Raw genomic sequence first — 19,722 nt, 5'->3', positions numbered from 1 at the left:
GAAATTGGTCTTTCGAAATCATTTCGTTTGAAACATTATGTGAAACAAATCGTCCCTCAGCACGGGGACCGGGCCGCCGTCCGGTCCCTCGTGCAAAGGGGGGCAGCAATCGGGAGGACATCATGCGCAAAAGTTTGCTTGCCACCATCGCCTTCACCGCCATGACCGCCATGACGGCGGCATCCGGCCTGCTGTCCGGGGCGGCACAGGCCGCGGACCCGATCAAGGTCGGCGCCATCATCTCGGCCACCGGTCCGGCCTCCTTCCTCGGCGATCCGGAGAAGAAGGTGCTGGAGCTGTATGCCGACCGCATCAACAAGGCGGGCGGCGTCGATGGCCGTCAGGTGCAGCTGACCGTCTATGACGATGGCGGCGCCGCTGACAAGGCGGCCTCCTTCACCAAGCGCCTGATCGAGAGCGACGGCGTCGACGTGATCGTCGGCGGCACCACGACGGCGGCGACCATGGCGGCGGTGCCGCTGGTGGAGCGTGCCGGCGTGCCCTTCATCTCGCTGGCCGGCGCGGTGGTGATCGTGGAGCCGGTGAAGAAGTGGGTGTTCAAGACCCCCCACACCGACCGCATGGCCGCGGAAAAGGTGATGGAAGACATGAAGAAGCGCGGCCTGACCAAGCTGGCCCTGCTGTCCGAGGACTCCGGCTTTGGCAAGTCGGGCCGCGAGCAGACCGTCGCCGTCGCCAAGGAGCGCGGGATCGAACTGGTCGCCGACGAGACCTATGGCGCCAAGGACACCGACGTCACCGCCCAGCTGACCAAGATCAAGAACGCCGCGGCCGCCCAGGCGGTCCTGGTGTTCGGCCTGGGCCAGGGTCCGGCAGTGGTCACCAAGAACTACCGCCAGCTCGGCATCTCGCTGCCGCTCTACCAGTCGCACGGCGTTGCGTCGAAGGAATACATCCGTCTGGCCGGCGGTGCCGCCGAGGGTGTCCGCCTGCCGGCCGCCGGTCTGGTCGTCGCCGCCCAGCTGCCCGACAGCGACCCGCAGAAGAAGGTCGTGACCGAGTTCACCAAGGTCTATGAAGACAGCTTCAACTCGGAAGTCTCGACCTTCGCTGGTCATGCCTATGACGGTCTGATGATCGCGCTGGACGCGGTGAAGCGCGCCGGCGGCACCGACAAGGCCAAGATGCGCGACGCCATCGAGCAGACCAAGGGCTATGTCGGCACCGGCGGCACCGTGACCATGAGCCCGAAGGACCACATGGGCCTTACGCTGGACGCCTTCCACATGGTGGAGGTCAAGCAGGGCGACTGGTCGCTGGTGAAGTGAGGGAGGATTCCCGCCCTTTCTTAACTAACGCCACGATGCCCCCTCCCTAACCCTCCCCCGCTTTTCAGCGGTGGAGGGGACTGCCGCCGCTTTCCCGTGAGGCACCCTCTCCCGCAAAGCGGGGGAGGGCGGGGGAGGGGGCCTGCGAAGCGGAAACCCAACGATGTTCGCGGAACTGCTGCAATACATGCTGTCGGGGCTGACCATCGGCGCGATCTATGCGCTGGCGGGGCTCGGCTTTTCGATCATCTACAACGCAAGTCACGTCATCAACTTCGCCCAGGGCGAGTTCATCATGATCGGCGGCATGGCGTCGGCCACCCTGACGGCGTCGGGTGTGCCGCTGCCGCTGGCGATCCTGATCGGCTGCGGCGGCGCCATGCTGGTTGGCGTGGCAGTGGCGAAATTCGCGGTCGAACGGGCGCGCAACGCCTCGACCGTCACCCTCATCATCATCACCATCGGCGCCTCGATCTTCCTGCGCGGCGTGGCTGAACTGGTCTGGGGCAAGGACTTCAAGCGGCTGGACGCCTTTTCCGGCGAGACGCCGATCCAGTTCCTCGGCGCCTCGATGCAGCCGCAGTCGCTGTGGGTGGTGGGCACCGCCGCAGTGCTGATCGTCGCCATCGGCCTGTTCTTCAACCGGACCCTGACCGGCAAGGCGATCCTCGCCACCTCGCACAACCGGCTGGCTGCACAGCTGGTCGGCATCGACGTGAAGCGGGTGGTGCTGGCCTCCTTCGCGCTGTCGGCTGCGCTGGGCGCCGTCGGCGGGGCGGTGGTCGCCCCCATCACCTTCTCCTACACCGAGATGGGGATCATGCTGGGGCTGAAGGGCTTCACCGCCGCGGTTCTGGGTGGTCTCGGCCATGGGCCGGGTGCGGTGGCCGGCGGGCTGATCGTCGGCGTCGCGGAGGCGCTGGGCGCCGGCTACATCTCCTCGGCCTACAAGGATGCGGTGGCCTTCGTCATCATCCTGGCCGTCCTTCTCTTCATGCCGAACGGGCTGTTCGGCAAGCGCGGCACCGAACGGGTGTAAGGACAGTAGAACCGATGAACGCACTCCTTCACGGGCGGCTGACCGGCCTGCTGGCACTGGGCGCGGTGATCGCGGTCCTGCCGGCCTTCCTGCCCAACAACTTCTATCTCGACATCGCCATCCTGGCCGGCTTCAACGCCGTGCTCTGCGTCGGGCTGAACCTGCTGATCGGCTATGCCGGGCAGATCAGCCTCGGCCATGCCGGCTTCTTCGGCATCGGCGCCTATGCCTCGGGCGTGCTGGTCGGCGTCTATGGCTGGCCGCCGATCCTGGCGCTGCTGACCGGCGCCGTGGTGGTCGGGCTGCTGGCCTTCCTGGTCGCCAAGCCGATCCTGCGGCTGAAGGGCCATTACCTCGCCATGGCGACGCTCGGCATCGGCATCATCGTGTCGATCGTGCTGCGCACCGAAAGCGGCCTGACCGGCGGTCCCGACGGCATGATGGTGGAGCCGTTCAGGATCTTCGGCTTTGAGCTGTATGGCGAAAAGGTCTGGTACTGGGTGGTCGGCGTGCTGCTGGTCGGCGTGGTCTGGCTGTCCTTGAACCTGATCGACAGCCCGATGGGCCGGGCGCTGCGCGCCGTCCACGGGTCGGAGGTGGCGGCCGAGGTGGTCGGCGTCGACACCGCCCGCTTCAAGGTGCTGGTCTTCGTGGTGTCGGCGGTGTTCGCCAGCGTGGCCGGCAGCCTGTTCGCCCATTACGCCGGCCTGATCACCCCGGCCAAGGCCGACTTCTTCAAGTCGATCGAGCTGGTGACCATGGTGGTGTTCGGCGGCATGGCGTCGACCTTCGGCGCCGTCGTCGGTGCCGTGGTGCTGACGCTGCTGCCGCAGGCGCTGACGGTCTTCCAGGACTACCAGCAGATCGTGCTGGGCGGCATCCTGATGGCGACGATGGTGTTCATGCCCAAGGGCCTTCTCCCCACCCTGGCGGCGCTGCTCCCGGCGCGGAGGCGGGTATGAAGATGCTGGCGACCACCGATCTTTCCCCCGATACCACGTCGCAGGCCCGCCGCGTCGGCCCGCCGATCCTGAAGGTGGAGCATCTCAGCCGCGAGTTCGGCGGCGTGCTCGCCATCGGCGATCTGAGCTTCACCATTGCGGCCGGCGACATCCATTCGATCATCGGGCCGAACGGCGCGGGCAAGACCACGCTGTTCAATCTGGTGACCGGCGTCTACAAGCCGTCGGGCGGCCGGGTGCTGTTCGACGGGGCCGACGTGTCGGGCATGGCGCCCTACAAGCTGGCCGCCCGCGGCATGTCGCGCACCTTCCAGAACCTGCAGATCTTCTTCAACATGACGGCGCTGGAGAACGTCATGGTGGGGCGGCACCTGCACCTGAACACGCGGCTTCTGCCGGCGCTGTTCCGCTTTCCGTCGCTGGTGCGCAAGGACCGCGAGGCGAAGGACCGGGCGGCGCAGTTGATGACCGAGGTCGGGCTGGAGAAATACATCGACGCCGACGCGGCGGCGATGCCCTACGGCGCGCTGAAACGGCTGGAGATCGCCCGCGCGCTGGCGTCGGAGCCGAAGCTGCTTCTGCTGGACGAGCCGGCGGCCGGCCTGAACGCCACCGAAAGCCGCGAGATCGACGAGGTCATCAAGACCGTCGCGGCGTCCGGCGTCACCATCATCCTGGTGGAACACGACATGAAGATGGTGATGGGAATCTCTCACCGGATCACCGCCCTGAATCAGGGCCGCATGCTGGCCGAGGGCACGCCGCAGGAGGTGGCGGCCAACGCGGACGTCATCGCCGCCTATCTCGGCGCGGCACCGTGAGGGAGGCGCGGAGCATGCTTCTGGAGATCGAGGGACTCAACAGCCATTACGGCCGCATCCACGCGCTGAAATCGGCCAGCCTGACCGTGCGGGAGGGCGAGCTGGTGGCGCTGGTCGGCGCCAACGGCGCCGGCAAGACGACGCTGCTGCGCACCCTGTCCGGCGTCCACCCCGCCAGCAGCGGGCGCATCACCTTCGACGGCTGCGACATCACCCGGATGAAGGCGTCGCGCCGCGTCGCCGAAGGGGTGGTGCAGGTGCCGGAGGGCCGGCAGCTGTTCGGTCCGCAGAGCGTGGAGGACAATCTCCGCCTCGGCGCCTACCGCCGCGGCAGCGGCAAGCCGGACGACGACATCGACCGGCTGTACGAGATGTTCCCGGTGCTGAAGGTCAAGCGCGACCAGCCCGCCGGCACCCTGTCGGGCGGCCAGCAGCAGATCGTGGCGTTGGGCCGCGCGCTGATGGCGAAGCCGCGCCTGCTGCTGCTCGACGAGCCCAGCATGGGTCTGGCGCCTCTGCTGGTGGCGGAGATCTTCGACGCCGTGCAGCGGCTGAAGCGGGAGGGGACGACCATCCTGCTGGTGGAGCAGAACGCCCACGCGGCACTCGCCATCGCCGACCGCGGCTACGTGATCGAGACCGGCGAGATCGTGCTGAGCGACAGCGGCGCCGCGCTGTTGAGCAACGAGCGGGTGCGGCAGGCTTATCTGGGGCTGTGAGGGTTGGTAAAGTGTCGGCTGGCGAATGCCCCCTCCCTAACCCTCCCCCTCTTCGAGGGAGAGGGGACTGCCGCTGCTTCGCGATTGAACTCACGCCGCCAAGCGTCCTGCCCCCTCTCCCGCGGAGCGGGGGAGGGATGGGGAGGGGGCAAAGCGCAGCATCAACCTAGCGGACACACACCCGTGAAACTCCACACTTACTTCCGTTCCTCCGCCGCCTATCGCGTGCGCATCGCCCTGAACTTGAAGGGGCTGGCGCCGGAGCAGGCCTTCGTCCATCTGCGCCGGGGCGAGCAGGCCAAGCCGCCCTATGCCGACCTCAACCCGGAGCTTCTGGTGCCGGCGCTGGAGGTCGACGGGCCGGACGGGCACCATGTGCTGACCCAGTCGCTCGCCATCATCGAGTATCTGGACGAGACGCATCCCACCCCGGCGCTGCTGCCGGCCGATGCGCTGGGCCGGGCGCGGGTGCGGGCCTTGGCGCTGGCGGTGGCCTGCGACGTCCATCCGCTGAACAATCTGCGGGTGCTGAACCATCTGAAGACGATGGGCCACAGCCAGGAGGAGGTCGACGGCTGGTACCGGCACTGGATCGCCATCGGGCTGACCGCGCTGGAGGCGCAGCTCGCGACCGATCCGCGCACCGGGCGCTTCTGCCATGGCGACGAACCCGGACTGGCCGACATCCTGCTGGTGCCGCAGATGGCGAACGCCCGCCGGCTCGATTGCCCATTGGACGGCTATCCCACCCTGCTGCGCATCGACGGGGCCTGCCGTGCGCTGCCGGCCTTCGCCGCCGCCGCACCCGCCCGCCAGCCCGACGCGGAGGCCTGATCCCCCCACGCGAGACTTAGGTCCGCCTTTTGTCCCCGGCAGATCACATCCACGCCCGTTGGTGTTAGCGGTTTCGCGACACCCTTCCGTGGTATAGAGCTAGCCGGAATTCGGGTGGGGACGGCGGCCGGACGATGTTGGGCAACTTTTCTTCGATGGCGTACGACCTTGCCGAGAACATTGCGGCAAGCGCCTTCGTCGTCCTCGCCTACACCTTCCTGATCCGCCGCTCCGACGGCTGGAGGCTGAACACCCGCCAGATCGTCTTCGGCGCGGTGATGGCGCTGACCGCCCTGTTCTCCATGGTCCATCCCATCCATGTCGGGCCGGGCATCTTCATCGACGGGCGCACGCCGCTGGTCGGGCTCAGCGCCCTGTTCGGCGGCCCGCTGTCCGCCGCCATCACCGCCGCCACGGTCGCCGGCTACCGCATCTTCCTGGGCGGGGTGGGGATGGAGGCCGGCGTCGCCAACGCGCTGTTGTCCTTCCTGACCGGTGTCGGCTTCGCGATGTGGGTGAAGCGGCGTGGCGTGCTCCTCGGCGCCGTGTCGTTGCTGGGTTTCGGCCTGCTGCTGACGCTGGTGTCGCTGCTGACCCTGCTGCTGCTGCCGAACCTGGAACTGGCGCTGCAGGTGGGACAGCGCACCGCACCGCCGCTGCTGGCCATCGTTCCGTTCGGTACCCTGTTCCTGGGCGGTCTGCTGTTGCGCGAACAGCGCCAGCACGACGCCGAACGGCGGCTGGGGGAGAGCGAGGCGCGTTACCGCCTGCTGGCCGACAACGCCACCGACATGATCCTGGAGATGAAGGCGGACGGGGCGGTGCCCTACCTGTCGCCATCGGTGCGCGACATCCTGGGCCATGATCCGGCGGAGGTCGTCGGCCGCGCGCCCGCCACCCTGCTGCACCCCGACGATGTGGAAAGCGCCGCGACGGCCTTCGCCAGTATGAAGGCGGGATCGCCTCCCGTCACCTTCACCCATCGGCTGCGCCACCGCGACGGCCATTACCTGTGGGTCGAATCCAGCATGCGCCCGACGGTGGGGGCCGACGGCGAGTTCGTGGTGGTCGGCGTCGTCCGCGACGTGACCGAGCGCAAGCGCTATGAGGAGGAGCTGTCCGCCGCCCGCGCCGAGGCGGAGGCGGCCAACCGCGTGAAGTCGGAGTTCCTGGCCTCGATGAGCCACGAGATCCGCACGCCGCTGAACGGCGTCATCGGCTTCGCCGACCTGCTGCTGGGCACCGACCTGTCGGCCGAACAGCGCCAGTATGTGGCGCTCCAGCGCGAGGCCGGGCGCGGGCTGCTGGCAATCATCGGCGACATCCTGGATTACTCGAAGATCGAGGCCGGCAAGCTGGAGCTGGAGGAGCGCGCCTTCGACCTGCACCGGCTGCTGCGCGACTGCCGCGACCTGATGAGCAACGCCGCCTCGCAGAAGGGGCTGCTGCTGCAGTTGTCGCTGGGCGGCACCGTGCCGCGTTTCGTCCATGGCGACGAGGCGCGCATCCGTCAGATATTGCTGAACCTCGTCGGCAACGCGGTGAAGTTCACCGAGCGCGGGTCGGTTCTGGTGTCGGCCGGGCTGCTGTCGGCGGACGATGGCGAGGGGGCTCCGGTCCTGCTGCGCTTCTCCGTCAGCGACACCGGCCCCGGCATCGCGTCGGCCGAACAGGCCAACCTGTTCCAGCGTTTCAGCCAGGGCGACCGGTCCACCACCCGGCGCTATGGCGGCACCGGGCTCGGCCTCATCATTTCGAAACAGCTGTCGGAGCTGATGGGCGGGCGGATCGGCGTACAAAGCAGTCCGGGCGTCGGCAGCACCTTCTGGTTCGAACTGCCGCTGCCGGTCGCCGCCGCACCGGGGCTGGCCGCCGAACGCCGGGAGGCCGCGGCGACGCGTTGCGCCCGCATCCTGCTGGCCGAAGACGTGCCGATGAACCAGATCGTCACCTCCTCCATCCTCTGCAAGGCCGGCCATACGGTCGAGGTGGTGGAGGACGGCGTCCTGGCGGTCGAGGCGATGCGCAAGGGCGAGTTCGACCTTGTCCTGATGGACATGCAGATGCCACGCATGGACGGCTTGCAGGCGACCGCGGCGATCCGTCAGCTTGGCGGACGGCAGGGTGCCGTGCCCATCATCGCGCTGACCGCCAATGCGTTGAGCGATCAGCTGCAGCTTTGCCTGGATGTCGGCATGAACGACCATGTGACCAAACCGATCGAGCGCGACACCCTGCTGTCGGCGGTCGACCGCTGGCTCGACGCCGGGGCGGAGGACGCCCGGGACGACGCGGCCGTGCTGGCCGGAGTGGCTCCGGTTTCCGACAGTTCGCCGGTGCTGAACCTCGCGACCCTGGACACGCTGGCCCAAACGCTGGGCGCCGAGGTGCTGCCCCGCTTCGTCAACGGAACGCTGGCCGAGCTGGCCCTGCGCGCCGATCGCATCAGCGAGGCGGCGGCGGGGAAGGCCGCGGCGGCCGATGCGCATGCCATGGTGTCGCTGGCCGGCAATGTCGGCTTGCTGGACCTGTCGCGCATCGCCCGCAAGCTGCAGCATGCCTGCGAGCAGGATCGGCCGGACGCGCCGATGCTCAAGGCCGAACTGCGCGACGCCGTCAACCGCGCCTCCGCCGCGCTTCAGGCGGCGCTGCCCAACTTGGGCGTGGCGGTGGAGACGGCGCGCTGAGGCTTTTCTTTACCGGTTGACGATCAGGGCGACTCCGGCCACGGCGACCGCGGCGCCGGCCCAGGCGCCCAGCGCCGGGCGCTGGCCCGTCAGCAGCCACATCATCGGAAGGATCAGGACGGGGCTGAGGGCCGACAAGGTGGCGACCACCCCGGCATTGCCGTGGGCCAGCCCGACCAGCAGCAGCGTCATCCCCAGCCCGACGCCCAGCAGCCCGTTGCCGGCGATCTGCAGCATCAGCTTCGGCGTCAGCCCGCGCGGCAACAGCAGGCCGCCCAGCATCCCACCGAACATTCCGCCGGACACCCCGCCGCCTGCCGCCGCACCGCCGCCGCGGATCGCCGACAGGGCGCCGATCGCCGTGAACATCAGCGCCGCCGTGGTGACCCGCACCGCGGCCGAGGCGATCGGGTCGGCGCCCGCCGCCATCACCGGCTTGGCGATGATCGAGCCGGCGGCCTGCCCGACCGCCGCCAGCAGGCAGACCGACACGCCGGCCAGCAGGCTGCCCTGGATCGCCTCCCAGCTGTGGGTGGAGCCGGAGCGCAGAGCCACCGCCAGCATCACCCCCAGCGTGACCAGCGCCACGCCCAGGACGGTCCAGGGTCCCAGCGCCTCTCCCAGCAGGGCATAGGCGAGCAGGGCGGTCAGCGGCGCGTTGGCGGCGTAGATCACCACGTTGCGGCGCGGTCCCAGCCGGCTGAGCGACCAGAACAGCGCCATGTCTCCCACCACGATCCCCAGCAGACCCGACAGAGCCAGCGTCAGCGCCGATCCCGTATCCAGCGTCTGCCAGCCGCCCATCAGCGTCGTGGCGATCAGCAGCGCGGTGGCGACGATGGTCAGCCGCACGCGGTTGAAGGCGATGGAGCCGAGCACCCGCACCGGTCCGATAGCGATCAGGCCGCCCGCGGCCCAGCACAGCGCCGCGCCCAGCGCGGCCATGTTGGCGATCATGATGGAAATACGGACCGTATGTTTGGAGATGGGGGAGCAGGAGGACCAGCACTCTACAGCCGCCGCACGCTGCCCGCGAAATGAGCAAGATGCATGGCCGGGCCGATCTTCCGTCCGTCCGCCGGAACCGCGCCCCTCCCCCTGCCGTTGATTCGGTCGGAACACGCCTCTTGTGGCATAGCCGATCCGAGGAGCACGCGATCCATGCGGACAGATTTCATGAGGCTTGGCACCGTCGCCCCCGTCGCCCTCGTCTTGACGGCCGGGGTTCTCACCATCCAGCCGGCGGCGGCCCAGACGGGAGGAGCGGCCCCCGCGGGCTGCGCCGCGATGGTGGAGCAGTTCGCCGCCGACCAGGGCCTGTCGACCGAACCGCCGCCGGTCGCTGTTCCCGGCACCGCCGCGCCCGGCCTGTCCGGCTCCTCGCCGCGCGACGAGCAGGGGTCGGGCGTCAGCAGCGGAGAGCTGGCGCAGTCCGGTGGCATGGTGGCGCCGCCCGCCGTCGGCGATCAGGCGGTGATCGAACCGCCGGCCATCGGCAGCAACATGCCGACCGCTCCCTCGGTCAGTCCGCAGGCCAATTCGCGCGCCACGCCGGACAGCGGTCCGGGTGGTTCCGGCGGGGGCGACGGGCTGATGGGGCAGGCGGCGCGGAATGCCCAGCTGGAATCGCTGGTGACCGCCGCCCGCAGCGCCGCCCGCGACGGTGACGAGACCCGCTGCATGAACAGCCTGAACGACGCCCGCCGCCTGTCGCGGACCGCCCCCGGCGGCCATGGCGGCTGACGGAGCCGGTTGCCCTGAACAGTGTCGAGGAGCGATGCATGACCTTCAGTCTTGGACCCTTTCCGCCGGCACCGCCGCGCGAGCCGTCCGTGCCCGACGAGCCGATGCCGGTGCCGGGCGATCCGTCGCGCCCGCCGCTGGGGGAGCCGCCGGGGCCGATCCCCGTTCCGCCGCGTGAGCCGCCGCCGGCACCCGACCGTCTGGCCCCGGACCAGTTGGCCTCAGACCAGTTGGCCCCGGACCAGTTGATGGACCGACTGATGGGCTGAGGCCAGCCCATATGGCGTCACTTGTGTGATTTCATGGCCCGTCCGGCCTATTCGGAGCGGTCCCGACTTGCCAAGAGCGCCCGGACGGGCGATTTGTCAGGGGTTGGCGTCCACCGGTCCATAGATGGGCTGGCAAGGGCGCCGCTTCTGTTTGCCGGAGTTCGGGTTTCCCATGCACAATCAGCCGCCCCGCAGCCACGTCTATCGCCAGCCCAACGTCGTCGCCACCCAGGTGACGGCCACCGTGAAATGGTTCAACCCCGAACGCGGCTACGGCTTCGTCAAGGTCGGCGACAGCGGCAAGGACGCCTTGCTGCCGGCCTCGCTCGTCGTGCCCGCCGGCCACACCACCCTGCCGGACGGCGCCACCGTCGTCGTCGACATCGTCGAGGACCGCAAGGGCCAGCAGGTCAGCGTCCTGCATTCCGTCGACCTTTCCACCGCCGCTCCCGCCCGCCCGCAGGCGCGTGAGCGTGGCTTTGGTGATCGGGGCGGCGACCGGGGTGGTGAGCGCAGCTTCGGCGACCGTGGGAATCGCGGGTTTGGCGATCGTGGGCCCGGTGATCGTGGGCCCAGTGATCGCGGATTTGGGGCGCGCCGCGATGCCGGCGGTCCGCGTGAGCGCAACTTCGGCGACCGCAACTTCGGTGACCGGGGCGGCGACCGCGGCGGCTTCCAAGGCCGTGGGCCGGATCGGGGCTTCCAGGATCGTGGTCAGGATCGCGGCTTCCAAGACCGGGGCCAGGACCGGGGCCCGCGCCGGCCGCAGGCCAGCGGCCCGACCAGCGAGGTGGGCGCGACCGTGAAGTGGTTCAACGGCGGCAAGGGCTATGGCTTCGCGCAGCCCGACGACGGCGGTCGCGACGTCTTCATTCCCGCCCGTGCGCTGGAAAGCGCCGGCCTGCGCGGCCTGGACGACGGGCAGCGCGTACGCATGACCGTCCGCCAGGGCGAAAAGGGGATGGAAGCGGTCAGCCTCAAGATCGAGTGACCGCTTCTCCCGCTTCAATGCCGGCCGTCAGCTGTCCGACGGCACCGAGGACTGGCCCAGATGCGCCGCCGCTTCGCGCTGGTTGCGGGCGGCGACGTCATCCGGGACCGCCAGCCCGGCTTCCGGGCTGTTGACATGGGGGCCGCCGGAGTTGCGGCGGTCCTCCTCCTCGATCTCGCGCGCGGCCTGCGCCCAATGGTCGAGATGGCGGTGGTCGGGCCGCCCTTCCTGTTCCCAAAGCTGATAGGCCCGTTCACGGACCCGCGGGTCGTTGGGACCCAGAGTGTGTTCCATGATGGTCGGCTCCAGTTGCTGAAGGGGCTGGTCAGGTCCGGTCCGGCTGGGAGGGGGAGGAAATCCGTTCCAGCGCGTCCTGAACCGCGCGGTCGTTCTTGGCATCGGTGGCAAGGTCGCCCAGCGAGACGATGCCGGTCAGCCGGTCGTTGCGGTCCACCACCGGCACCCGCCGGACCTGCTGGCCGGCCATCAGTTCGGTCACGCTGCCGACCGGGTCGTCCTCGTAGCAATAGCGCGGGTTGGCGGTCATCACCTCCGACACCTTGCAGCGGTCGGGCTGCTTCCCGGCGGAAATCGCCCGGACGGTGATGTCGCGGTCGGTCAGCACGCCGATCAGATCCCGCCCGTCGCAGACGGGAAGGATGCCGACGTTCAACTGGTCCATCAATTGCGCGGCCCGGCGGATGCTGTCGTCGGGCCGTACCGTCTGCACGTCGCGGGTCATGATCTCGCGGATTTTCATGCGGGAGCTTCCTGGAACAGTGGCGGAGGGCACGGTGTCGTCGGGCACAGTGGCGCCGGGGCGCGGTACTCCTGTCCCGTCCTCAACAGATGCGCCGGTCCGCCGTCCCGCTCAACCTATCCAGTAGAGTGGATCCACCCCGAAGAGCAGGGGGTGCAGCATCAGCATGCCCCCATAGGCGGCAAGCCCGCCGGCCAGCCGCGCCGGTCCCATCTCCGCCAGTCCGCGCAATGCCCCGCGCCAGCCCTGCGGCCCCGCCAGCGGCAGCAGCGAGGTCTCCGCCCGGAAGGCGCGGCCGCCGGGGCTGCGGCGCAGCACGACCTCGTTCTTCACCAGCGCGAACAGGGCGATGGCCGCCATGGTGCCGAACAGCAGCACGCGGCGCCCGTCCCCGGTGGCGTTCAGATGGGCCAGCGCCCACAGCAGCAGCGCCAGGCTGCCCGGCGCGCGGGTCAGGCGGTAGACGCCGCGCGGCGGGTTGGGCTCGCCCTGGCTGCCGAAGCGGGTGGTGACGCGGGCGACCAGCAGCAGGAAGACGATCGGCATCACCACGGCGACCAGCGGAGCCGCCCAGTCGAAGGGGGTGAACACCACCTCCCCGCCGTCGGCGGCACGGTAGGCCAGCACGAACAGGGCCAGCGTCACCAGAGAGCCGACGGAATGGATCGTCGCGAAACCGCCGCGGCCGAGCCGAGCGATCAGGGTGGGCCGCACCCCCGGCCAGGACGGCAGGGCATGGCTGAGGAACAGCAGGGCGGCGGCGAGGGTGAGGGATGCGGTCATGATGGAGACACTAAACCGTGGACGAACGGCACTCGCCTTGATTGGAGTCAAGAAGACGGGAAATGGGGAACGACCGCAAGGCTCGCGCGGTTCACAGGTGGAGAAGCGGCTCATCCCCCGACCCTTGTGGACACAATGACCGAGTGGATCATCCAGATCGTGCAGCAGTTCGGCTATCTCGGCATCTTCCTGATGCTGATCCTGGCCCGCGTGCTGCCGCCGGTGCCGGCGGAGACGGTGATCCCGCTGGCCGGCATGGGTGCCGCGACGGGGGAGTTCAACCTGCTGCTGGTGGCGCTGGCCGCCGGGGCGGGATCCGCCGTCGGGGAGCTGGTGTGGTATCTGCCGGCGCACTGGATGGGGCGCGAGCGGTTCGAGGCCTTCCTGCGCCGCCATGGCCATTGGCTGACGGTGAAGCCGGAGCAGGTCCACCGCGCCACCGAATGGTTCGCCCGGCGCGGCGGCCTCGCCGTTCTGCTGTGCCAGCCGCTGCCGGGGCTGCGCACGCTGATCTCCGTTCCCGCCGGGGCCTGCGGGCTGCCAATGGGGGTGTTCCTGCTCTATGCCGCCGCCGGGGCGGCGCTGTGGTCGCTGGTGCTGGCCGCCACCGGCTATCTGGTGCGGGTGGGCTTCCCCTGGATCGCCGACTGGATGGTGCCGGCGACGCTGGTGCTGTTCATCGTCCTGCTGGGGACCTATGTGCTGCGGCTGGTCCGCCATCGCCGCGAGAATCGTCGGGAGGGGCGCCGGGCGGCGGAGAGCGGCGTTTCGCGCGGCGGCGGCTGAGTTTATGCGGAACCTTCACCCCGCCTTGCGCGTTTGAGGCGCGAGACATCCCCGAAAGGACATGGACCAGAAGGACATAGCCTTCCGGCCAGACCCCCGGTTTCCGGCGTGAAGCCCGATCCGAAAGGAACCGATCCGATGACCCGCAAATCCGCGAACCCGATCCGGTGGCGAGCCGCCGCCGTGCTGTCGGCGGCGCTGGGCATGGCCGCCTGCGCCTCCGACGTGCCGCCGCCCACCGCCCAGCTTGGCGCCGCTTCCCAGGCGGTGCAGGAGGCCGAGCGTGCCAACGCCCTGCAATACGCTCCCGTTGCGCTGCAGAGCGCCCGTGACAAGCTGGCCTCCGCCGACAAGGCGATGCGGGCCGACGAACGCACCCGTGCCCGCCGTCTCGCCGAGGAGGCCCGCGTCGATGCCGAACTGGCGACGGTGACCTCGCAGCGCGCGGTGACGCAGCAGGCCGCCACCGCGGTGGCCAAGTCCGCCATCCCCAACGCCCCGCAATCGGCTGCCGCGCCGAACGCGGCGCCGGTCTACAGCGGGTCGAGCTATGGCACGTCCGGTTACGGCGATTCCAACCTGAGCGGCTCCAGCTACGGGGCTCCGGCCACCGTTCCGAATGCCGTTCCACCTGCCGCTCCTCCCGCGCCGGCCGGTTCCCTCGGCACCATTGGCGGCACGAGCGGCGGCAACAGCTGGGGCTACAGCTATCCGGAGGTGCGTCAATGACCGCGTTCGCTCCCCGCACCATCCTCGTGTTGGCCGGGCTGGGCCTCGGGCTCGCCGGTTGCGCCACCCAGCCGACCGACAGCGCCGCCCTGACCCAGGCGCGCCAGGACTACAGCCTCGCCGCCGCCAATCCGCAGGTCGCCGGCAACGCTCCGCTGCAGCTGCGCGATGCCGAGCAGGCGCTGCGCCGGGCCGAGGCGCTGCGCGACCAGGGCGCCGACGGCGCCGAGGTCGACCATCAGGCCTACATCGCCAGCCGCCGGGTGCAGATCGCCCAGGAGACGGCCGGGGTGAAGGGCGCCCAAACCGTGGTCGCCAACGCCGACACCTACCGTCTCCAGGCCCGCAACACGGAGCTTGAGCAGCAGCTGCGCGACCTGCAGGCGCAGCGGACCGAGCGCGGGCTGGTCATGACGCTGGGCGACATCCTGTTCGCCACCGGCCGGGCGGAGCTGACCCCCGGCGCCTATGACCGGGTCGACCGGCTTGCCCGCTTCCTGCAGGCGCAGCCCGGCCGCACCATCCGGATCGAGGGCCACACCGACAACACCGGCAGCGACGCCACCAACCTGCGCCTGTCGGAGGCCCGCGCCAACGCCGTCCGCGACGCGCTGACCGCCCGCGGCGTCTCGCCGTCCCGCATCGTTACCCAGGGGATGGGTGAGGCGCAGCCGGTCGCCAGCAACAGCAACGACGCCGGCCGCCAGCAGAACCGCCGCGTCGAGATCGTCATCTCCGACGACGGCAGGGTGGCGGAGACGCGCTAACCGTCGACCACTCCTACCCGGGCCCCCCGCGCCGGCGTCAGTCGCGCGCGGGGTGCTTTTTTGCCTGCATGGCCCGGAAGACGCCCCAGGCTCCGGTGGCCAGACCGACCGTCAGCAACGCGGCGACGCCGGCGCGCAGGGCGGAGCGCGGCGGCGAGGGCAGGCGCTTCCACGGAGCCCAGGCCTCGTTCGGGTCGTTCGGGTCGGCGATGCGCAGGGCGGCGAAGGCCTGTTCGGTCAGGCTGGGATCGCTGGCCGGCAAATCCGCCAGCCGCCGCCCGGACGGCCGGCGCAGCCGGTCGATGGCGCCGACCACGCTGCCGGTCTTCGCGATCTCCACTTCCAGCCGGTCCTGCCCGATGCCCATATGCTCGGCCAGCAGGCGGTTGCGCACCCCCTCGATGGCGGCCTTCGCCCGGTCCTGCTCCGGTCCGTCCTCCGGCGGCGCTTCGATGGTCAGGTCGCATTCGGTGTCGTAGCCCATCGACCGGTTGTTCAGGTTGGACGAACCGATGCGCAGCAGCCGGCCGTCGACCGCCACCACCTTGGAATGGACGATCACCGGCCGGCCCTGCTCCGTCACCGGGGTCAGGGCGCGCAGCCGCCCGAAGCGGTCGGCCTCGCGCAGGCAGCGCAGGGCGACAGCGCGCGGCGTGTCCATCGCCATGCGGTCGAACCAGCTCGGGCTTTCCATCGACACCACCAGCACCACCTCCGGCCCGTCGGGTTCGGCCAGACGGCGGGCCAGCGCCTCGGCGACGCGGGCGGAGGCGAAATACTGGTTCTCCAGATAGATCGTCAGCTCCGCCGCGGCGATGGCGGCAAAGGTCAGCGCCTCGCTCTCGCGGATCGCCGGATGGCCGTCGGTTGCCGGCACGGTGCGCGACACGCCGACCTGCGCGTCGGTCAAGACCGGGTGGGCGCAGTCGGGCAGGGGGCAAGCCGGCCAGGGATCATGCTCGGAGGACTCCGGATCGGGGGGAGGGCAGGGCTCCAGCGCCTCGCCGGTGGCGCTGCGCCAGCGCTCCCGCGCCAGTTCGCCGAGCGCGCGGGCGGCATCGCCGTCGACCATCATCATCACGTCGTGGCGCGGGCCATAGGGTTCGCCGTTCGGACAGCGGCGGCGCGGGTCGTCGTCGCGATGCTCCGACGTGTCCCAGCGGTCGAAGGAGAAGTCGATCCCGCCGCAGAAGGCCAGCGCATCGTCGATCACCAGCAGCTTCTGGTGCTGGGCGGCGCCGACCGGCAACTCGCCGTCCAGCCGGGCGGTCAGCCGGCGGCCGGTGCTGCGGTCCAGCCGTTCCAGCGGTTCGTGCGGGTGGTCCAGCGCGATGGGAAAGGGCATGTCCCATTTCAGCGCCCGCACATGCAGGCCGGGACGCGACCGCATCAGCCGGGCGAGGAAGCGGCCCAGCGTCTCCCGGCTGTCGGGATCGAGGCGCATGCGCGGGTCGATGTCCCAGCCAACCAGAAGGATCGACTGCCGCGCCCGCTCCATCGCGGCGCGGGCGGCGACGAAATAGTCGGCGCCGTCGACCAGCACCGCCACGCGCCCGGCCCGCTCCGTCCGCCAGCAGGTGAGGCCGGGGCGGAGCACCGGGCCGGTTGCCGGCGGTGACGGCCCGGGCTCGGGAGCATCGGCGGGAAGGGCGGAGGAGTTGAGCTTCATCGGGGCACGTTGGGCTTGTGGGCGGCGGGGGACCGTCCGCCTCGCGGCTTGAACCCCGGTGCAGGTCCGTTGTTCCCGCATGGCCGGCTGGGCTTCCGTATCTCGCCGAAGGAGACCGGTGCGGTACGCTTTTGCCGCAGGCTTCCAAAAAAAGAAAAGGCGAAGACCGAAACCAAGTTCGTGCTGCCCTGTTCTAAACCGGTGAAAGACGCGAGGCACGCGCCGGAAGTCGCCAAGCGGCTCGAGGCGCGACGTTCGCCTCATTTTGAAAGACGCCCGAATGCGAGGCGTTGCCACCATGAAGGAGTTCGAGGATGCGTAACCTGATGATCGGCGCCGTTTCTGCGGTTCTCCTGATGGCCGCACCGGCCATGGCCCAGACGGCTCAGTCAGAGAGCCCCGGCGCCGTCAAGAGCAGCGGCGCCTACGACACCGCCCCGAGCACCAGCAGCGGCTACACCGGGCCGGACGGCGTCGTCCGCACCACGCCGGGCGCAACCACCTCGCCGTCGGCCGGTTCCTCGACCGGCGGTGTGGACATGCCGGGCACGTCCGGTTCGTCGGGCACCTACAGCAACGGCTCGGGTTCGTCGATGCCGGGCGTGACCACCGCGCCGTCGGGCATGGGCAACAACACCGGCAGCAACATTCCGCGCGACAACCAGACCGCCACCGGCACCCACTGCCCGCCGGGCACCCCGAACTGCGGCCCGGACCAGGGTGGTAGCCAGTAACCGTCCGCATCGCGGCAGTCACCGCGGGCGCCCCGGAGCCATCCCTCCGGCGGCGCCCGCGTCGTTTTGGACGCCGTTGAAGGCCCGTGAAGGGCGCCGGGAAGGGTGATGCGACGCAAGCCCGCCGTCAGCCGGATGCGCGGACCGAACGGCGGGGCGGAGCCTCCACGAAATCGTCGAGCGGAGCGGTGCCGGCGGCGGTGGCGACCAGACGGCGGAACAGCGCCTGCTGGCGGTTGTCGGCGACCAGATATTCCGGATGCCATTGCACGCCGATCAGGAAGGGCTCGTCCGGTGCCTCGATGCCCTGGACGACGCCGGCCCGTTCGCGGGCGACGACGCGCATCCCGTCGCCGACACGGTCCACCGACTGGTGGTGCAGGGCGTTCACCCGGCATTCGGCGATGCCGAGGATGCGGTAGAGCCGGCTGTCCGGCTCGATCCAGATGCGCTTGCGCGGCAGTACGGTGCGCATGTGCGGCGCCTCCTCGTACACCTCGTGGATGTCGACGTGGAGCGAGCCGCCACGGTGGACGTTGATCATCTGCGAACCGCGGCAGATGCCCAGCACCGGCAGCGCGATCTTCGCCGCGCAGTCCAGCGCCCGCATCTCCAGCCGGTCGCGTTCGGGATCGATGCGGATTTGCGGGCGGGCGGATTCGCCGTAGAGCGAGGCGTCGATGTCGTCGCCGCCGCCGACCACCAGCGCGTCCAGCCGGTCGATGGGAAAGGGTGTGTCGGCCGTGATGCGGACCGACGAGGCACCGGCCCGCCACAGGGCCAGCCGGTTGGCCATGGCGGCGATGCGGCTGCCATGGATCGAGGCGGTGATGCCGACCAGCGGCCGGGATCTGCCGACGATGGATGCCATCCCGATCCCCTCAGCCCGCCTGACGGGCGGAGTCGTCCAGGGCGCCGTTCTGGCCGGCGGCCCCGTCCGGATTCGAATTGCCCAGAGTCGAATTGCGCAGGGCCGGATTGGCGGCGAGCAGGGCGTCGATGCGTTCGGCCCAGCCGTCCAGCTGCTGCGCCTCGGCCGCCCGCCGGTAATCGGTGCCGAGACCGTCCAGCAGGGCGCGGTCGGCGGCCAGCCGCTCCACCGTCACCCAGCGGTTCCAGTCGGCGGCGAGCGACCAGCCGGGGTCGCTGAGCCGCGCGTTGGGCAGCCGGTAATGGAAGGTCGGGCGCGGGCGGATATGCGGATCCTGCATCGCCGCGGCCAGCCGGTCGCGGTCGAGATGGGCGAACAGCGGGAACAGGTCCAGCTCGCGGTTGCGGGTGGGGTTGTCGGCCAGATAATCGTCGATCAGCCCGCCGAGATCGGGACGGTATGCCGGATCGACCACCTTGGCGGCATACGGCGTCGGGAATGCGGCGATGAAGCCCGACAGCCGCCGGGTGACGTCGACCCGGATCTCCCGCCGCAGCCAGGGGGCCAGCAGCAGGAAGGCCTTTAGCGTGTCCAGCAGGTAGTCGGCGTCGGTCCGCGCCACCTCCGGATTGAAATGCAGGCCGAAGGCGAAAAGCGGGCTGGCCTCGGTTCCGGCGGCGCCCAGCGCGCGCAGGCGGGCGACCATCTCCTCCAGCTCTGGCATCTGCTCCACCGTCACCGGTGGCGCGGCGATCTCGAAGGGCATCACCAGGCTGCCGATGTTGCCCCACAGCGGACGCAACGGGTCGAGCATCGCCGCTCCCCCCTTGCCGCTGTGGGCGGAGCGCATGTCCAGCTCCACCGTGAAGTCGCCGAGCCGGGTGCCCGTCACCAGACATCGGTGCGGGTTCTCGACGGCGACCGTCCCGCCGAACAGCCGGTTCACGCAGGCTGCGGCCGACGGCGCGTCCAGGTCGGCGAATTCAAGTTCCACCCCCACACGGCGCGGCGTGCCCTGGGGAGTGGTGCGGAGCGGGGGGAGGAGGAAGGGTGTGGTCATTGCAAGCCTTCAACAGCGCATTCCGCACGCTGTTCCCTGACCGGAACCTTGGCGAAAATTGGGGGCGGGAGAAGTTGCGGATCATCGCGCAGGTGAGGAATCAGGGCAGAAACGCGGGCATACCCCTTTCGACGATAGCCGTCCGATGGTGGTATGTTTGGAGTTTAGATATTAATGTTGCTCGATTACCGGCACTTTAGAGAAAATCT

The 19,722-nt window shown here is 69.8% G+C and carries 21 protein-coding genes; 14 read left to right on the top strand and 7 right to left on the bottom strand.

What is annotated here, in order from left to right; all coding sequences use genetic code 11:
• The first annotated feature begins 122 nt into the window (after nt 1–122).
• The 7 genes from M5E06_RS10155 to M5E06_RS10125 all read left to right on the top strand — a co-directional run bounded on the left by M5E06_RS10155 (nt 123) and on the right by M5E06_RS10125 (nt 8,351).
• Nucleotides 123–1,289: an ABC transporter substrate-binding protein gene (locus tag M5E06_RS10155; protein ID WP_109154485.1), complete on the top strand. Its 1,167-nt coding sequence runs from the start codon at nt 123–125 to the stop codon at nt 1,287–1,289.
• Between the two features lie 163 nt (nt 1,290–1,452).
• On the top strand, nt 1,453–2,328 hold the full coding sequence (locus M5E06_RS10150) for a branched-chain amino acid ABC transporter permease (RefSeq protein WP_252138060.1): 876 nt from the start codon (nt 1,453–1,455) through the stop codon (nt 2,326–2,328).
• A gap of 14 nt (nt 2,329–2,342) precedes the next feature.
• Nucleotides 2,343–3,290: a branched-chain amino acid ABC transporter permease gene (locus M5E06_RS10145; protein WP_252138059.1), complete on the top strand. Its 948-nt coding sequence runs from the start codon at nt 2,343–2,345 to the stop codon at nt 3,288–3,290.
• Entirely contained in the window at nt 3,287–4,111 is an 825-nt protein-coding gene (locus M5E06_RS10140; protein ID WP_252138058.1) for an ABC transporter ATP-binding protein, read from the top strand. Before M5E06_RS10145 ends, M5E06_RS10140 begins: the two co-directional genes overlap by 4 nt.
• Before the next feature lie 14 nt (nt 4,112–4,125).
• Nucleotides 4,126–4,830 carry an ABC transporter ATP-binding protein gene (locus M5E06_RS10135; protein ID WP_109048004.1) on the top strand — a complete coding sequence of 235 codons (705 nt, stop codon included), beginning with the start codon at nt 4,126–4,128 and terminating at the stop codon, nt 4,828–4,830.
• A gap of 183 nt (nt 4,831–5,013) precedes the next feature.
• Nucleotides 5,014–5,664, top strand: a complete 651-nt coding sequence (gene maiA / locus M5E06_RS10130) for a maleylacetoacetate isomerase (protein ID WP_252138057.1) — start codon at nt 5,014–5,016, stop codon at nt 5,662–5,664.
• 155 nt (nt 5,665–5,819) lie between these two features.
• Complete coding sequence (locus M5E06_RS10125) at nt 5,820–8,351, top strand: hybrid sensor histidine kinase/response regulator (RefSeq protein ID WP_252138056.1); 2,532 nt, start codon at nt 5,820–5,822, stop codon at nt 8,349–8,351.
• 9 nt (nt 8,352–8,360) lie between these two features.
• Here the strand turns inward: M5E06_RS10125 and M5E06_RS10120 are convergent, their stop codons facing one another.
• Entirely contained in the window at nt 8,361–9,308 is a 948-nt protein-coding gene (locus M5E06_RS10120) for a DMT family transporter (RefSeq protein ID WP_252138055.1), read from the bottom strand.
• Between the two features lie 204 nt (nt 9,309–9,512).
• On the opposite strand from M5E06_RS10120, the gene M5E06_RS10115 reads away from it, so the two are divergent.
• From M5E06_RS10115 to M5E06_RS10105, 3 genes are all read left to right on the top strand, one after another.
• Nucleotides 9,513–10,094 carry a hypothetical protein gene (locus M5E06_RS10115; RefSeq protein ID WP_252138054.1) on the top strand — a complete coding sequence of 194 codons (582 nt, stop codon included), beginning with the start codon at nt 9,513–9,515 and terminating at the stop codon, nt 10,092–10,094.
• A 38-nt stretch (nt 10,095–10,132) separates the two neighbouring features.
• Nucleotides 10,133–10,363, top strand: coding sequence for a hypothetical protein (locus tag M5E06_RS10110; protein ID WP_252138053.1), 231 nt, complete (start codon nt 10,133–10,135; stop codon nt 10,361–10,363).
• A gap of 172 nt (nt 10,364–10,535) precedes the next feature.
• Nucleotides 10,536–11,354: a cold-shock protein gene (locus tag M5E06_RS10105; protein ID WP_252138052.1), complete on the top strand. Its 819-nt coding sequence runs from the start codon at nt 10,536–10,538 to the stop codon at nt 11,352–11,354.
• Between the two features lie 27 nt (nt 11,355–11,381).
• On the opposite strand, the gene M5E06_RS10100 is transcribed toward M5E06_RS10105, so the two are convergent.
• The 3 genes from M5E06_RS10100 to M5E06_RS10090 form a co-directional block, all read right to left on the bottom strand.
• On the bottom strand, nt 11,382–11,648 hold the full coding sequence (locus M5E06_RS10100; RefSeq protein WP_109154475.1) for a DUF2934 domain-containing protein: 267 nt from the start codon (nt 11,646–11,648) through the stop codon (nt 11,382–11,384).
• 31 nt (nt 11,649–11,679) lie between these two features.
• On the bottom strand, nt 11,680–12,114 hold the full coding sequence (locus M5E06_RS10095; RefSeq protein ID WP_252138051.1) for a CBS domain-containing protein: 435 nt from the start codon (nt 12,112–12,114) through the stop codon (nt 11,680–11,682).
• Between the two features lie 111 nt (nt 12,115–12,225).
• A complete protein-coding gene (locus M5E06_RS10090) occupies nt 12,226–12,897 on the bottom strand; it encodes an NnrU family protein (RefSeq protein WP_252138050.1) in 672 nt (223 codons plus the stop codon).
• A 135-nt stretch (nt 12,898–13,032) separates the two neighbouring features.
• Between M5E06_RS10090 and M5E06_RS10085 the strand changes: the two genes are divergently transcribed.
• From M5E06_RS10085 to M5E06_RS10075, 3 genes are all read left to right on the top strand, one after another.
• Nucleotides 13,033–13,683: a DedA family protein gene (locus tag M5E06_RS10085; protein ID WP_252138049.1), complete on the top strand. Its 651-nt coding sequence runs from the start codon at nt 13,033–13,035 to the stop codon at nt 13,681–13,683.
• 138 nt (nt 13,684–13,821) lie between these two features.
• Nucleotides 13,822–14,412 carry a DUF4398 domain-containing protein gene (locus tag M5E06_RS10080; protein WP_252138048.1) on the top strand — a complete coding sequence of 197 codons (591 nt, stop codon included), beginning with the start codon at nt 13,822–13,824 and terminating at the stop codon, nt 14,410–14,412.
• Nucleotides 14,409–15,179 (top strand): OmpA family protein, encoded by a 771-nt coding sequence (locus tag M5E06_RS10075; RefSeq protein ID WP_252138047.1) that lies wholly within the window; start codon nt 14,409–14,411, stop codon nt 15,177–15,179. The genes M5E06_RS10080 and M5E06_RS10075 overlap by 4 nt, the downstream gene beginning before the upstream one ends.
• A 37-nt stretch (nt 15,180–15,216) precedes the next feature.
• Here M5E06_RS10075 and M5E06_RS10070 read toward each other — a convergent pair whose 3' ends face one another.
• On the bottom strand, nt 15,217–16,848 hold the full coding sequence (locus tag M5E06_RS10070; RefSeq protein WP_252138046.1) for a phospholipase D-like domain-containing protein: 1,632 nt from the start codon (nt 16,846–16,848) through the stop codon (nt 15,217–15,219).
• A 314-nt stretch (nt 16,849–17,162) separates the two neighbouring features.
• Here M5E06_RS10070 and M5E06_RS10065 point away from each other — a divergent pair, with 314 nt between their 5' ends.
• Nucleotides 17,163–17,582 carry a hypothetical protein gene (locus tag M5E06_RS10065; RefSeq protein WP_109154469.1) on the top strand — a complete coding sequence of 140 codons (420 nt, stop codon included), beginning with the start codon at nt 17,163–17,165 and terminating at the stop codon, nt 17,580–17,582.
• 127 nt (nt 17,583–17,709) lie between these two features.
• Here M5E06_RS10065 and M5E06_RS10060 read toward each other — a convergent pair whose 3' ends face one another.
• Nucleotides 17,710–18,453 carry a gamma-glutamyl-gamma-aminobutyrate hydrolase family protein gene (locus M5E06_RS10060; RefSeq protein ID WP_252138045.1) on the bottom strand — a complete coding sequence of 248 codons (744 nt, stop codon included), beginning with the start codon at nt 18,451–18,453 and terminating at the stop codon, nt 17,710–17,712.
• Between the two features lie 10 nt (nt 18,454–18,463).
• Nucleotides 18,464–19,513 carry an amidoligase family protein gene (locus M5E06_RS10055; RefSeq protein ID WP_252138044.1) on the bottom strand — a complete coding sequence of 350 codons (1,050 nt, stop codon included), beginning with the start codon at nt 19,511–19,513 and terminating at the stop codon, nt 18,464–18,466.
• Between the last annotated feature and the right edge of the window lie 209 nt (nt 19,514–19,722).

It is taken from the genome of Azospirillum sp. A1-3 (assembly GCF_023806445.1).
Taxonomy (GTDB): domain Bacteria; phylum Pseudomonadota; class Alphaproteobacteria; order Azospirillales; family Azospirillaceae; genus Azospirillum.
The sequence above is the reverse complement of the archived record's forward strand: the minus strand, read 5'-3'. Positions and strand labels throughout refer to the sequence as shown.

Excerpts from the sequence above, each read along its gene's own strand:
- M5E06_RS10155 (WP_109154485.1), top strand. The coding sequence starts at position 123 with ATGCGCAAAAGTTTGCTTGCCACCATCGCCTTCACCGCCATGACCGCC.
- M5E06_RS10150 (WP_252138060.1), top strand. The coding sequence starts at position 1,453 with ATGTTCGCGGAACTGCTGCAATACATGCTGTCGGGGCTGACCATCGGC.
- M5E06_RS10145 (WP_252138059.1), top strand. The coding sequence starts at position 2,343 with ATGAACGCACTCCTTCACGGGCGGCTGACCGGCCTGCTGGCACTGGGC.
- M5E06_RS10140 (WP_252138058.1), top strand. The coding sequence starts at position 3,287 with ATGAAGATGCTGGCGACCACCGATCTTTCCCCCGATACCACGTCGCAG.
- M5E06_RS10135 (WP_109048004.1), top strand. The coding sequence starts at position 4,126 with ATGCTTCTGGAGATCGAGGGACTCAACAGCCATTACGGCCGCATCCAC.
- M5E06_RS10125 (WP_252138056.1), top strand. The coding sequence starts at position 5,820 with ATGGCGTACGACCTTGCCGAGAACATTGCGGCAAGCGCCTTCGTCGTC.
- M5E06_RS10120 (WP_252138055.1), bottom strand. The coding sequence starts at position 9,308 with ATGATCGCCAACATGGCCGCGCTGGGCGCGGCGCTGTGCTGGGCCGCG.
- M5E06_RS10115 (WP_252138054.1), top strand. The coding sequence starts at position 9,513 with ATGCGGACAGATTTCATGAGGCTTGGCACCGTCGCCCCCGTCGCCCTC.
- M5E06_RS10110 (WP_252138053.1), top strand. The coding sequence starts at position 10,133 with ATGACCTTCAGTCTTGGACCCTTTCCGCCGGCACCGCCGCGCGAGCCG.
- M5E06_RS10105 (WP_252138052.1), top strand. The coding sequence starts at position 10,536 with ATGCACAATCAGCCGCCCCGCAGCCACGTCTATCGCCAGCCCAACGTC.
- M5E06_RS10100 (WP_109154475.1), bottom strand. The coding sequence starts at position 11,648 with ATGGAACACACTCTGGGTCCCAACGACCCGCGGGTCCGTGAACGGGCC.
- M5E06_RS10095 (WP_252138051.1), bottom strand. The coding sequence starts at position 12,114 with ATGAAAATCCGCGAGATCATGACCCGCGACGTGCAGACGGTACGGCCC.
- M5E06_RS10090 (WP_252138050.1), bottom strand. The coding sequence starts at position 12,897 with ATGACCGCATCCCTCACCCTCGCCGCCGCCCTGCTGTTCCTCAGCCAT.
- M5E06_RS10085 (WP_252138049.1), top strand. The coding sequence starts at position 13,033 with ATGACCGAGTGGATCATCCAGATCGTGCAGCAGTTCGGCTATCTCGGC.
- M5E06_RS10080 (WP_252138048.1), top strand. The coding sequence starts at position 13,822 with ATGACCCGCAAATCCGCGAACCCGATCCGGTGGCGAGCCGCCGCCGTG.
- M5E06_RS10075 (WP_252138047.1), top strand. The coding sequence starts at position 14,409 with ATGACCGCGTTCGCTCCCCGCACCATCCTCGTGTTGGCCGGGCTGGGC.
- M5E06_RS10070 (WP_252138046.1), bottom strand. The coding sequence starts at position 16,848 with ATGAAGCTCAACTCCTCCGCCCTTCCCGCCGATGCTCCCGAGCCCGGG.
- M5E06_RS10065 (WP_109154469.1), top strand. The coding sequence starts at position 17,163 with ATGCGTAACCTGATGATCGGCGCCGTTTCTGCGGTTCTCCTGATGGCC.
- M5E06_RS10060 (WP_252138045.1), bottom strand. The coding sequence starts at position 18,453 with ATGGCATCCATCGTCGGCAGATCCCGGCCGCTGGTCGGCATCACCGCC.
- M5E06_RS10055 (WP_252138044.1), bottom strand. The coding sequence starts at position 19,513 with ATGACCACACCCTTCCTCCTCCCCCCGCTCCGCACCACTCCCCAGGGC.